Here is a 12,291-nt window from a genome sequence, read left to right as displayed (position 1 = left end):
CACCTTGGTGAGGTTTTTTTATATTCTAATTACAATCCTTTTTTAGCCAAATAGTCGATCAAATCAACAACACGGCTAGAATATCCTGTTTCATTATCATACCAAGATAATACTTTTACCATGTTTCCTTCCATTACCATCGTGGAAAGGGCATCGATTGTAGAAGAAGATGGGTTACCATTATAGTCCGTTGATACTAGCGGAAGTTCGCTGTACTCAAGAATTCCTTTTAGTTCCCCTTCAGAAGCCTTTTTGAATGCTGCATTCACTTCTTCGGCTGTTACGTCTTTTTCAAGCTCTGCAACAAGATCGACAACAGATACGTTTGGAGTCGGTACACGCATTGCCATACCATTCAACTTCCCTTTAAGCTCTGGAAGAACAAGTGCAACAGCTTTTGCTGCCCCAGTCGTTGTAGGAATGATGTTTTCAGCCGCTGCACGTGCACGACGGTAATCTTTATGAGGTAAATCAAGAATTTGTTGATCGTTTGTATAAGAGTGAACAGTCGTCATCATACCGCGTTTGATTCCGAATTGTTCATGAAGAACTTTAGCGAATGGCGCCAAGCAGTTCGTCGTACATGAAGCATTCGAAATTACATGGTGGTTTGCTGCATCATACTTCTCTTCGTTTACACCCATTACGACTGTGATATCTTCGTCAGATGCAGGAGCAGAGATGATTACTTTTTTCGCGCCAGCTTCTAAATGTTTAGCTGCATCTGAACGTTTCGTGAAACGTCCTGTAGATTCTACAACTACTTCTACTCCTAGTTCTCCCCAGCCTAATTGTGCAGGGTCACGTTCAGCCAATACTTTGACTTTATGGCCATCAACAACCAAGAAATCACCATCAACCGCTACTTTTTCATTAAGAGAACCATGAATTGTATCATATTGAAGTAGGTGCGCTAACATATTAGCGTCCGTTAAGTCGTTAATCGCGACAATTTCCACCTCAGGATTATTCAATGCTGCACGAAATACATTACGTCCAATACGTCCAAAACCATTAATACCAACTTTTACTGTCATGAAAAATTCCTCCTTTTAAGTTCGTAAATATATTAAGGGGTAAAATTCCCCTGAATTAACTCTTGTGCTGCCGCTTCATCCGTAATCAAAACCGTTGATGAAGGTGCACCTTTCATGTAAGAACCAATAGCCTTGGCTTTAGTTTTCCCACCTGCGACAGTTATCACTCGCTTTTCAGGACTGAGATCATCTAACTGGATGCCGACAGTCAAAACCTTATGAACGACTCTTCCATCTTCATCGTAGTAATAACCGAATGCTTCTCCTACAGCATTTCCCTCTATCAGCTTCTTTAACATTTCCGGCGGAGAATTTCTTCTCTCTGCCATCGCCATGGCATCACCAATTCCATGAATGATCATATCGGCAGATTTGATTTGGGAGATGACTTCTTTAATAGCAGGTTCCTTCTTGAACGAAGCGTATACCTCGCCGCTCAATTCGTCGGGTACATATAACACTCTGTAAGAGGCTTGCGCCTTTTGTGCCATTTTTTCGACAATCGTATTAGCTTGGTTCTGCACTGCTTCACCAATTCCACCGCGGGCTGGAACGAATATCAATTTCTTCGACGCTTCATCAGGTGTCAGCGAATTAGCCACTTCTGCCATTGTCGATCCACCGGTAACCGCAATGATATTCTTTGAATTCCACTCAAGTTTCATACGGTTTGCACAAGCTTTGCCCAATTCTTTTTTTACCCATGGGGTTTCATCACAATTCCCTGAGACAATAATGACCTCATCGACTTGTAACAAATCCTGCAATTGCCGTTCCATTATGTCTATACCCATTACTTCCCGCATTATTCCTTCTAACTTTTCGAGGATTTCCACCCCTTCATCAGTTAGCGTCATACCAGAACTGTATATATTAACCAGGTTCTGACTTTTCAGAAAATCAACCTCGCTTCTAAGCGTCCGCTCCGTCAGATTAAGACTTACGGCTAAGCTTCGCCTTCCCACTGGCTGCATCATTTTGATATAACGCAGGATATCATATCTTTTTTGCATAACCAGAAGGAAATCGGGTAATAATTTTCTTTGTACCTCGAGTAATGTACGCATAAGTAAAACTCCTAAAAAGTTAAGTTGGACGTATAATGTCCCGCGTAGTCATTTTATGTCCCACCTGAAATAAAAAAAATATTCCTGCTACATATTTTATTCTAGCAGGAACGGAATGTTTCTTCAAATGATTTGAAAAATTATTTTTGTAAAAGCTTCTTTAACGCTGATATATCAACTTTCCCGAATTGAACGATTTCTTCTTTCCATTCAATAACGGGAATCATCAGGGCAAATTTCTCAAGGAGCGCGTCATCGGAATGGATATCGATTTCCTTATACTGTACGCCTAAATCCCGTCTCACTTCCTCAAGTATTACCTTGGCTTCATCACATAACGGGCACCTTTCCCTGCTATATAAAACAAATGCACTCGATTTCAAATCACTCAACCCTTTTCAATCATATCTTTTTCGTTTAGATGAGGAAGGAATCCCTAACTGCTCCCGGTATTTGGCAACCGTTCGACGTGCAAGGATGATCCCATGCTCCTCTTTCAAACGAGCAACCAAGTCTTGATCCGATAACGGCTTTTGTTTATTTTCGCCATCAATGGCCGCCTTTAGGCTCTTTTTCGCTTGCATGCCGGACATATCTTCCTCAAGTCCTACCGATTGTAGGGATGTTGTAAAGAATATCCGCATTTCTATCGTGCCAAAGGGAGTCTGCACATATTTCCCTTTAACGGCCCGGCTTACCGTTGATTCATGTATCCCAATTTCGTCGGCTATTTCTTTCATCGTCATCGGCTTCAAATAGTTCAGCCCGTGATGAAAGCACGCTGGCTGCTTTTCGACGATACACTGAATGACCTTCAAAATCGTCTCTTTTCTCTGCTGAATCCCTCTGGAGATCCATTCGTACTCCTGCCACTTATCCTGAATAAAGCGTTGCACGCCTTTGTCTGCATGGCTCTTCATTCGGTTTAGGTATCCTTTGTCTACATTAAGGTTGGGAGTATTGCCATCGTAATTCCCGACAAGCAGCATCCCCTCACGGACCTCCACTACGACATCAGGCACTATATAAGACGGTTTTTCCTGAAAGAAGATCGAGGCCGGTCGCGGGTTCAGCTTCTGGACATAATCGAAAACCTCTTGTATTTCTTTCAATGTGGCACTGATATTCTTACTTAAATCTTTCCAACGCTTTTCGGCAAAGTCGAGGAAATGATTTTCTATGATAACCTCCGCGAGCGGATTGACTCCTTCCGCTTTTACTTGAAGCAAAAGGCACTCTTGCAGATTTCTTGCTGCAAGCCCATGCGGCTCGAGTTTCTGTAAAAGTGAGAGACTCTCTTCCAAAGCGGTTGAAGTGATGCCTGGACTGCAGATATCATCCAGATTTATCCGTAAGTAACCGTTTTCATCAAGGTTATGAACTAAGAGCAGCATCGCCTTCTGCTGCTCACCCGTAAGCTGCTGGTGGTTCACCTGGGACATGACGTGCTGTTCAAGTGATACGGTGTCTTCACTGATTTGTTCGATCCAATAGTTGGCATCATACGTATTTATATGCGTCCGTTTACTTCTTTTCCGGTCAAAAGTTGGCTGAAATAATGCAGATGTTGGCTGATCTAGGGACAATAATGGATTTTCGGCCATTTTACTCTCCAAGAAAGCGGAAAGCTCCTGCGCGGAGTATTGCAGCAATGTAATAGCCTGCATAAGTTCCTGAGTCATAGCCATCTTTAATGTTTGCTGTTGAAATAACCCTGCTTTCATATTCATACTCATCGATTCATCCCTCCCCACTCCATTTTACATTAATAGGAGAAAATTCTACACAAAAACCCATGAAAACGCTTACTTTTTTTCTAAACCGGGCAAATCTTTTAATGTAATATATGCTAGCGTTGTCTATTTAACAACCACTTTTATTGATAAATCACCATTATTCAAGACTGAAGCGCACATTTTCCGGTATAGCAGATTTTGATAAAAATCGAGGCCATCCAACAGAAATTGCAGTTGTTAAAAAAAAATCTCCCACTTTAATTTAATAAAGCAGGAGATTGGTAGTGCCCTCGGCAGGAATCGAACCTGCATTTCAAGCTTCGGAGGCTTGCGTTCTATCCGTTGCACTACGAGGGCGAAATGTAACAGACTTCATTATATGATAGAATCCCCCCCTTTGCAAGGGTTATCACGTTTAAAAATTCGTCTTTTGGGTATTATGGATAAAGTGGAAATTCATCTCTGTGCGGCATAATTGGAAGCTCTTTTAGTTCTTTTAGTAAAGACTGTTGTTTTTAAGGTTGATTGGAGCGGATATCAACCCTTGGTGACTACCTACAAAGGATGCGAAAGCAGCTTAATCAAAAATGAAACCAAACGGGAGGGAGATTTGTCCAAAAATTGTCGAACAAATTATCACTTATAGGATTTGTTTTGTTTGACCTAAATTGACCAAAAAGTGTATCATACATACATAAAGAATTTATATGATTGTCTTAATCGAAGGAGGAAATGAACATGAATTTAATTCCTACAGTTATTGAACAAACAAGCCGTGGGGAGCGTGCTTACGATATTTACTCCCGTTTATTAAAAGACCGGATCATTATGCTAGGAAGTGCAATTGACGATAATGTTTCCAATTCCATTGTTGCTCAATTACTATTTTTAGAAGCGGAAAATCCTGAAAAAGATATCACTTTATACATCAACAGCCCAGGTGGAAGCATCACTTCCGGTATGGCCATTTACGATACGATGCAATACATCAAACCTAATGTTTCCACTGTATGCATTGGTATGGCTGCTTCCATGGGAGCCTTCTTATTGGCTGCTGGTGAAAAAGGCAAACGTTATGCGTTACCAAACAGTGAAGTCATGATTCACCAACCACTTGGTGGAGCACAAGGCCAAGCTACGGAAATCGAAATTGCTGCCCGCCGCATCCTTCACTTGAAAGATAAATTAAACCAAATCTTGGCAGAACGCACTGGTCAGCCTCTTGAAGTGCTTCAAAGAGATACGGAGCGCGATAACTTCATGACTTCCGAAAGAGCGCTTGAATATGGCTTGATTGACAAAGTAATCACGCGCAGCATCCTTGAAGATAAAAAAGATTCTAAATAATTATGATCAGAAGCCACGAAAGCCGTGCTAAGCGACTTTCGTGGCTTTTTTTTGGAATATAAAAAAGGATGCACGTTTAGGCATCCTCTTTCCTTACCCTTCTTGTTGAACGAACGCTTCCAATGATTCCAACGCTTCCTTCTCATCGCGTCCTTCAACGATCAGCTTCACGGATACGCCAGAACTGATGGCAAGGCTCATTAAACCCATGATGCTTTTTGCATTCACTTTCTTTCCTTCTTTTTCAAGAAATACATCCGAATGAAAGCGGTTAGCTTCTTGCACAAACAGGGCCGCCGGCCGGGCTTGTAAACCTGTTTTCAGTTTCACTTCAACTTGTTTCTCCACCATCTTGATCTCCCCTGTAAGCTTTATTTTTTCGCAGCAATAGCTTCTCCCCCACGGAGCCTGTCAGCTATTTCATCAATCTTTCTCAATCGGTGATTAATCCCTGATTTACTGATGCTTCCCCCGGATACCATTTCGCCGAGTTCCTTTAAGGTTATATCCTGGAATGCTATTCTCAGTTCGGCAATTTCACGAAGTTTATCCGGTAAAATGCTCAATCCCACCGTATCCTCGATGTAATGGATATTTTCAACCTGCCGTAATGAGGCTCCAATCGTCTTGTTCAAATTAGCTGTTTCACAATTCACAAGCCGGTTCACTGAATTGCGCATATCACGAACAATCCGTACATCCTCGAACCTTAATAATGCGGAATGGGCACCAACGATACTTAAAAACTCGGCAATCTTTTCGGCTTCCTTCAGGTAAATGATGTACCCTTTTTTGCGTTCAAGCGTCTTGGCCTTTAAATCAAACTTATTCATTAACTCACAGAGTGCATCATTGTGCTCTTTATAAAGCGAGAAAATCTCCAAGTGATAAGAGGACGTTTCCGGATTATTGACTGAACCTCCCGCAAGAAATGCCCCTCTTAGGTATGAGCGCTTGCAGCATTTCTTCCCAACGATAGTATCGGATATATCATGGAGGATTTCAAAGCCTTCTCCCAAGATTTCCAAGTCATTTAAAACCCGTTGACCACCAGATGACATCCTGACAATATAGACGTTATTCTTTTTAAGCTTCATCTTTTTACGGACCAAAAGCTCGACTTGGACCTCATAACTTTTTTTCAACAGCGTATAAATCCTTCTGGCAATCGCTGCATTTTCAGTTTGAATATCCACCACTAGCTTCCGATTAGAAAATGAAAGGGATCCGTTCATCCGGATAAGCGCACACAGCTCCGCTTTCCCGCAACAGTCCTTTCCCTCTAATGTAGTAAGCTCTTTTTTCGTTTCTGAAGCAAAAGACATCCGTTTCACCCCCAATCGAACGCAGGTAATCTATTTTTATCATTCCTAAAAAACGTCCCTGCCCATATCTACGGAACGATATGGCTTTTTGTTTCATTTATAAGCATATTATATAGCAAATCGGCCACTTTTTTCGTATCATGTCGAATGACATTCCCTTCATAGCTAAAAATCCGGTCTTGGATGATTTCAAGATCCATTCGTTTTAAGCCTTCGACATCGTACATGACCGGTTTGGCATATTCAGCTTGATACCGTTGCTGGATCTCGGCCGGTATTTCCTCATTGTTAACAAGGATCCTGTCAATGTATGCATTGCCCATATGGTCATATATCGCTTTAATATGATCGCTTGCGCTATAATCGAGCGTCTCGCCCGCTTGTGTCATCAAATTGCAAATGTACACTTTCTTGGCCCTGGAACGGCCAACCTCTTCCCCCAGTCCAGGAACAAGTAAGTTAGGCAGAATGCTAGTATATAAGCTTCCCGGACCGATGACAATAAGGTCTGCCTGCTTGATTTCCTGAAGAGTTTCACTGAGCGGCTTGATATGTTGAGGAGACAAAAACACTTTTTTGATTTTCTTTCCTGAAAAGGGAATCTTGGATTCTCCAGTAACGATCGATCCGTCATCCATTTCCGCGTGGAGAACAACACTCTGGTTGGCAGCCGGCAGCACCTTGCCCCGAACATTCAGGAATTTACTCATTTCCTGGATAGCATGGACAAAGTCACCGGTCAAAGAGGTCATGGCCGCCAGGATCAAATTCCCCAGCGAATGCCCGGACAGTTCATTTTTACTCTGAAAGCGATGCTGAAACATTTGCTCAACAAGAGGTTCCACATCCGATAACGCAGCCAGCACGTTCCGAATATCGCCTGGAGCGGGAATATCCATGTCCTCACGAAGGCGACCTGAGCTCCCGCCATCATCAGCTACCGTCACGATTGCCGTTATATCGACGGGATGCTTCTTTAAACCTCGTAACAATACGGGAAGACCTGTTCCTCCTCCAATAATCACAACCTTGGGCTGTTTCTTATTATTTAGCATCTGCTTTCCCCTTACTTTTTTCGATATCTCGATGTGACACTTGAACTTGATAATCATTTTGGAAGTGATTGGCGATATACTCCGTCAACGCAACGGAGCGATGCTGACCGCCTGTACACCCAATCGCAACAACTAGCTGTGCCTTTCCCTCACGTTTATAGTATGGAAGCATGAACGCAAGTAGATCGGTCACCTTTTCCAAAAATTTTTGGGTCTCGCTCCATTTTAGAACGTAACTGGACACTTCCTGTTCCAATCCAGTCTTCGGCCTCATATGGTCAATATAATAGGGGTTTGGCAGGAACCGCACATCAAACACAAGGTCAGCATCTATCGGCAGGCCGTGCTTGAACCCAAAGGACATAACGTTAACTGTGAATCCTACACTTTTATCCGCGGAAAATTCCGAAGCGATTTTCTCCCTTAATTCGCGCGGTTTCAGCTGCGACGTATTGAAAATCAGCTGAGCCCTGCCCTTTAATTCATCCAAAAGCTCCCGTTCCATCTTAATGCCTTCCAATGGCCGCCCTAATGGAGCTAGCGGATGGGTTCTTCTCGTCTCCTTATACCTGCGCACCAACGAATCATCATCAGCCTCAAGAAAAAGGATCCTTGGAGATACTGCCGATGTTTCCGTTAAGTTATCAAGTGCAAAGAATAACGAATCAAAAAACTCCCGTCCCCTCAAATCCATCACAAGAGCCACTTTATTCATCTTATTCCCGGAGTCCTTCATCAACTCCAAAAACTTTGGCAATAGTGTGGGCGGCAAATTATCGACGCAAAAAAAGCCGAGGTCTTCAAAACTTTGAACCGCCACTGTCTTTCCCGCTCCCGACATTCCGGTAATGATGACCAATTGCGTTTCATTCATCTGCCCTGTACTCATTGTTCTCCGCCCCCATGTATAACAATCTTTTTTTTATACGCAAATTTCAACCTGGATCCAAACGATACGAAAGTAGCTTGAACTCAGGCGTGTAAGTGAAAGTTCCATAAATGATTCCACGCCCATGGACCATATAGTCCAGAATGTGAAAGTCGCCTTCAGCCATTTCCAGTTTTTTAACATCATCAACCGGATGCCAGCTAAGTTCGCCCTCTTCACACACATCCAAATTGATGCCATCGGAATCGGTTGCAAAGAAAGTGAACATCATCCATTCCGACAGGACTTTATCGCCGTCCTTCATGATGAAAGTGAAAATGCCTTTAATAGAAGGGTTTTTTAAGTAAACGCCTGTTTCTTCGCGATATTCCCTTATACAGGCATCGCGTATTGATTCTCCAGGCTCCATCTTGCCACCCGGGGCTACCCACCATCCGCGTCTAGGTTTTTTCAATAAGAGGATTTGATTATCCTTAATCAATACACAATTTGTGACACGTTGCACGTCTTTCACCTCGATTGGCCTCTGCTCGACTATGCATCCCATATCATTAACCGCCGCTACTCCTCCATTTGGCGATTTATAGATGGTTATAGTTCAAACAAATGGTATTTTATATCTTTCTGTCTTTTATGAAAGGTATCTGTTTAGTATATCTTATCATTATACTATTTTTGAAATGAGCAAACAATAAAGTAAGCTTCCTGCTTTGGGGGAATATTCATTCTTACCGATTCGTTTCCTAACAATACTAAGGTGTCTTAACACTATTCTTCTCCAGATTCCCTGCCTACATGCAAAGGGATGACACCTCATATTTACAACCGAACAACCTATTCCCTTTAATTGGTATCCAAAAAAGTAATCTTAAAGCAGGGAATAAAAAAAGGACACAGATGCTTAATCTGTGTCCTCAAACGTTTATAATTAAAGGGGGTCAACTTCTACTCTAACTATACCGAATCATTATTTCACCCGTGTTACAGCCTAATTAAAACGGAATTACGTTGTGTGAATTTTTGTAACCAATTTAATTACGCCTTTGGTTGCAATTTTTCTTGAAGTTCTTCTACATAATGCTGAACAGATTGAGCAGCGATGCTTCCATCGCCTGTTGCTGTCACGATTTGGCGCAATGTTTTTTCACGGACATCACCAGCAGCAAAAATACCCGGGACGCGTGTCTCCATGCGATCATTCGTTTCAATATAACCGGTTGCATTCAAAATGCCCAAGCTTTCAAATGGTTTAGTTAGCGGCAGCATTCCGATATAGATGAACACACCATCTGCATCCAGCTCCGTTTCTTTACCGTTAACTGTCGAAACGAGAGTAACTCCGCCAACTTTTCCGCCCTCTTCATTGATTTCCTTTAACGTATGATTCCAGATGAACTCAACTTTTTCATTGGCGAAAGCACGATCTTGAAGAATCTTTTGCGCGCGAAGCTCTTCACGTCTATGAACGATCGTCACCTTTGAAGCGAAGCGTGTTAAGTACACACCTTCTTCAACGGCAGAGTCTCCACCGCCGATAACGAATAGTTCTTTTTGCTTGAAGAACGCTCCATCACAAACTGCACAATACGATACACCGCGGCCTCCCAATTCTTTTTCGCCCGGCACACCGATTTTCTTATATTCGGCGCCTGAAGAAATGATGATTGAGCGTGCCTTGAATTCCTTGGAACCGGCTTTGATCGTTTTATACTCTTCACCGTCGATGATTTCCTTAACGTCGCCATAAGCATACTCCGCACCGAATTTCTTCGCATGGTCAAACATTTTCGTTGAAAGCTCAGGTCCCAAGATCGTGTCGAAGCCAGGATAATTTTCAACTTCTTCCGTATTGGCCATTTGCCCGCCCGGCACACCGCGTTCCAACATCAATGTTGATAGGTTAGCACGTGATGTATAGACAGCAGCCGTCATCCCTGCTGGGCCAGCCCCAATAATAACAACATCATAAATTTTTTCAGCCATGTTCTCACTCCTCCATATTCCATTGCAAATGGAACCTTCACTACGGTTAGTGTTCCCTACCTATTATCCTATATAACAAATAATTTTTCGTCCAAATATCTGCTCATTCCAGAAGGGTTTGAACCAACTTCACATATTTCGATAAGGTGGACACGGATATGAAATGTTTGTCTGCAATTGCCTGTTTGCTAACTTTCTCATTTTTAAGCTGACTCCATACGTATTCCACCGCAGATGCCCATCCTGCAGGATTGTTGAGCTTTTGCTCGCAATTCACCGCTTCGATGAAGACGGAAAACCACATTAAATAGAGCCCCGCTTCATCCAATTGAATCGGTTGGAAATGTTGGTATAATAATTCAGCCGTACGATCGGCAAAATCAACGGGCGTTAGTTGGCGTTCTTTAGAGGAAGCTTGCACAAGGTCGGCATAATCCCGTTCCAAATCAGTAAAATTCTGATTAAGGTTGAGCACTTGGTTTTTCAATAACTTCTGCTTATGAACGGAATGCTTCAGAAGGAAAATCGCAAACAGCCTTTCTTCGATGAACTCGCTTTCGAGCCGTTTTATTATGGAAGGAAAGTGATGCTCAAAACCATCGGAATTCGCATTCATATCTCCCCAAGGCTCCATGCCTTCCTTTTCCGGATTCATTTCCACGACCTTTTTCCAAGCCTTTCTAGCTGCCTGGTCATGTCCTAAGTGATAAGCGGATATCGTTAGCCAATAGTAGAAGGTTCCATCTCCCTCAAAACCTTGCTTTTGCAAAACTTTCAACCATTTATACGCAGATGCATAGTTTCCGATCAAAGCAAAGGTCGCTCCAAGCTTGAAACGTTGTTCCGATAGCATGGGCCGAATTTTCTCCAGCATCTGTATGAGCTCCCCAACCTTCTCTTCATCTTGTTGATAATGATGAAAGACAACGAGGTTACAAAGCGCATGCAAGTTTCCTGGGCTTTTTTCAAGCACTCCATCCAAGGTTTCGAAAGCATCCTCCACTTGACCAAGGTAAAAATAGGCCAGTGCCAAGTTATTATAAGCGGACCAGTAGTCCTCATATTCAGCAATCGTTTCCTTCAATATCTCGATTGCCTTAGGGAAATTCCCTGATTCCAAATATTCACGTGCCTTCTCCTGTTTGACAATGAGCCCATCATGCTTAAAGGGGTTCTCATCCGAGTCATCTGTTTCGAACGAGATCAGTTCAAGCAAATCCTCTGCATCATCGCTGAACTCCCCATCCTCTTCTTTATCTAGATAAGCACTGGCGTGACGGTAAGCTTCCTTGAACATCCCTAAGTGGGCATAATTATTTGCCAGGAAGTAATGGCATTCCGACATATAAGGATCCATCACGTCCAGGATGTTTTCCAAGAGATTGTTTGAATAATTATATTCACCGATTTCCGAGCAGGTGATTGCCAATTGACAGGCGATCATCGGTTCCGCTGGTTCTAGCTCAAGCGCACGCTCCAAGTATTTTTTTGATTTTGGCAGTTCTCTTCTATTATAAGCTTTTAAACCCTTGGTGAAATAATACTCACCTGTTGGGTGAAAGGTTAAAATTTTTGCCTGTTGGCCAAATTTAGAGTCTTTACTCATGTAATCCTCCATCTACAAGTTGATTAACCATAGTATTATAACATATTGGAGTAATTTTGCCGAATAATTCAAGAAACTGGAAAACGATTGTTTGAACCTCAAATCTTAAAATTATCATGCCATGGGAAGTCAATTTTGGCTGCCAAGGATTTTTTTGTGTCCATTTAAAAAGGATATCGTAACGTTTCATTGCACTGCAGGCACTCGCTTTCCGCGGGCGGTCCTTGAGCCTCCTCGGCTTCCAGC

The 12,291-nt window shown here is 42.5% G+C and carries 12 protein-coding genes and 1 tRNA gene; 1 reads left to right on the top strand and 12 read right to left on the bottom strand.

Translation table 11 applies throughout. The features are described from left to right. Positions 1-29 precede the first annotated feature (29 nt). The 5 genes from gap to ASU00_RS03410 all read right to left on the bottom strand — a co-directional run bounded on the left by gap (position 30) and on the right by ASU00_RS03410 (position 4,197). The gene (gene gap / locus ASU00_RS03430; protein WP_057912036.1) at positions 30-1,037 is read right to left on the bottom strand and encodes a type I glyceraldehyde-3-phosphate dehydrogenase; all 1,008 of its coding nucleotides are present in this window, start codon (positions 1,035-1,037) and stop codon (positions 30-32) included. A 32-nt stretch (positions 1,038-1,069) separates the two neighbouring features. After that, complete coding sequence (locus tag ASU00_RS03425) at positions 1,070-2,104, bottom strand: sugar-binding transcriptional regulator (protein ID WP_057912035.1); 1,035 nt, start codon at positions 2,102-2,104, stop codon at positions 1,070-1,072. Between the two features lie 140 nt (positions 2,105-2,244). Then, the gene (locus ASU00_RS03420) at positions 2,245-2,487 is read right to left on the bottom strand and encodes a glutaredoxin family protein (RefSeq protein WP_057912034.1); all 243 of its coding nucleotides are present in this window, start codon (positions 2,485-2,487) and stop codon (positions 2,245-2,247) included. A 15-nt stretch (positions 2,488-2,502) separates the two neighbouring features. Continuing rightward, a complete protein-coding gene (gene rpoN / locus ASU00_RS03415) occupies positions 2,503-3,840 on the bottom strand; it encodes an RNA polymerase factor sigma-54 (RefSeq protein WP_236712576.1) in 1,338 nt (445 codons plus the stop codon). Positions 3,841-4,125: 285 nt separating this feature from the next. Then, positions 4,126-4,197 (bottom strand) — tRNA-Arg (locus tag ASU00_RS03410). A 381-nt stretch (positions 4,198-4,578) separates the two neighbouring features. On the opposite strand from ASU00_RS03410, the gene clpP reads away from it, so the two are divergent. Further along, positions 4,579-5,187, top strand: coding sequence for an ATP-dependent Clp endopeptidase proteolytic subunit ClpP (gene clpP / locus ASU00_RS03405; RefSeq protein WP_057912033.1), 609 nt, complete (start codon positions 4,579-4,581; stop codon positions 5,185-5,187). Positions 5,188-5,280: 93 nt separating this feature from the next. Here clpP and ASU00_RS03400 read toward each other — a convergent pair whose 3' ends face one another. From ASU00_RS03400 to ASU00_RS03370, 7 genes are all read right to left on the bottom strand, one after another. Then, a complete protein-coding gene (locus ASU00_RS03400; RefSeq protein ID WP_057912032.1) occupies positions 5,281-5,538 on the bottom strand; it encodes an HPr family phosphocarrier protein in 258 nt (85 codons plus the stop codon). 20 nt (positions 5,539-5,558) lie between these two features. Further along, entirely contained in the window at positions 5,559-6,512 is a 954-nt protein-coding gene (gene whiA, locus ASU00_RS03395) for a DNA-binding protein WhiA (protein ID WP_057912031.1), read from the bottom strand. 68 nt (positions 6,513-6,580) lie between these two features. Further along, positions 6,581-7,567, bottom strand: a complete 987-nt coding sequence (locus tag ASU00_RS03390) for a gluconeogenesis factor YvcK family protein (protein ID WP_057912030.1) — start codon at positions 7,565-7,567, stop codon at positions 6,581-6,583. Then, the gene (gene rapZ / locus ASU00_RS03385; RefSeq protein ID WP_057912029.1) at positions 7,557-8,456 is read right to left on the bottom strand and encodes an RNase adapter RapZ; all 900 of its coding nucleotides are present in this window, start codon (positions 8,454-8,456) and stop codon (positions 7,557-7,559) included. The genes ASU00_RS03390 and rapZ overlap by 11 nt, the downstream gene beginning before the upstream one ends. Before the next feature lie 46 nt (positions 8,457-8,502). Beyond that, positions 8,503-8,961, bottom strand: coding sequence for an NUDIX hydrolase (locus ASU00_RS03380; RefSeq protein ID WP_057912250.1), 459 nt, complete (start codon positions 8,959-8,961; stop codon positions 8,503-8,505). 530 nt (positions 8,962-9,491) lie between these two features. Beyond that, positions 9,492-10,439 (bottom strand): thioredoxin-disulfide reductase, encoded by a 948-nt coding sequence (trxB, locus tag ASU00_RS03375; protein WP_057912028.1) that lies wholly within the window; start codon positions 10,437-10,439, stop codon positions 9,492-9,494. Between the two features lie 103 nt (positions 10,440-10,542). Beyond that, complete coding sequence (locus ASU00_RS03370; protein ID WP_057912027.1) at positions 10,543-12,045, bottom strand: tetratricopeptide repeat protein; 1,503 nt, start codon at positions 12,043-12,045, stop codon at positions 10,543-10,545. Positions 12,046-12,291 lie beyond the last annotated feature (246 nt).

Source organism: Peribacillus muralis, from assembly GCF_001439925.1.
GTDB lineage: Bacteria > Bacillota > Bacilli > Bacillales > DSM-1321 > Peribacillus > Peribacillus muralis.
This window is presented reverse-complemented; position numbering and strand designations above follow the sequence as displayed.